This window comes from Chryseobacterium sp. SIMBA_038 (assembly GCF_046535115.1).
Classification (GTDB): Bacteria; Bacteroidota; Bacteroidia; order Flavobacteriales; family Weeksellaceae; genus Chryseobacterium.
In genome coordinates this window covers 1-240 of record NZ_JAWRXH010000413.1, presented here as the reverse complement: position 1 = coordinate 240, position 240 = coordinate 1, and the positions used below count along the sequence as shown (strand labels likewise).

General features: G+C 35.8%; 1 protein-coding gene. It reads left to right on the top strand.

Features of this window, described 5'->3' with window-relative positions:
* Positions 1–240: NAD(P)H-hydrate epimerase (locus SB689_RS24095; protein ID WP_410694545.1), on the top strand; the 240-nt coding region annotated here is incomplete at both ends.

Here is a 240-nt window from a genome sequence, read left to right as displayed (position 1 = left end):
CAAGAATACTCTATCTGAAAGGTTTTGATGTAGATGTATTTGTAAACGATCCCAAAGCAAAATTTTCAGAAGATGCAACAATAAACCTTAAAAGACTTCGAGATATTTCAGGTGTTTCTGTCCGAAAGTTTAGTCAGGTTGAGCAATATAGCTTTGATGACAAGACAATCATCATTGATGCACTTTTTGGAACAGGATTATCCAGGCCTTTGGATGGGGAATATAAAGAACTTGTTGAGC